This window comes from Vibrio sp. OPT46, from assembly GCF_015163535.1.
GTDB lineage: Bacteria > Pseudomonadota > Gammaproteobacteria > Enterobacterales > Vibrionaceae > Vibrio > Vibrio alginolyticus.
In genome coordinates, this window is sequence record NZ_JADDYG010000449.1 from 1 (window position 1) to 323 (window position 323).

Here is a 323-nt window from a genome sequence, read left to right on the forward strand (position 1 = left end):
GATGAGAAAAACTATCAAACTGAAAAACTGGATGGTCGACTGCATCACTACACTTACGAGCACCTTCATCATTACATCAATAAAACCACTGGCTACCTCAAGGCCTGGACGGATGAACGTGAAGGTAAAAAGAAATCCGGCTTAACCACTGCAATTGTTCACGCTCTTGCTAGCTTTTTGAAGATGTATGTTCTCAAACGAGGCTTCCTTGATGGCAAACATGGTTTCATTCTAGCTTGGCTAAGCATGCACTCTACTTTTGTAAAATATATCGATCTCTACTTACGTGAACAGGCAAAAAAATCATGAAAACGACTTTAATT

General features: G+C 39.6%; 1 pseudogene. It reads left to right on the forward strand.

Annotation, left to right across the window (positions count from 1 at the left end):
* A pseudogene (locus IQR33_RS19645) lies at nucleotides 1-309 on the forward strand (glycosyltransferase family 2 protein); the annotation flags it as partial.
* Between the last annotated feature and the right edge of the window lie 14 nt (nucleotides 310-323).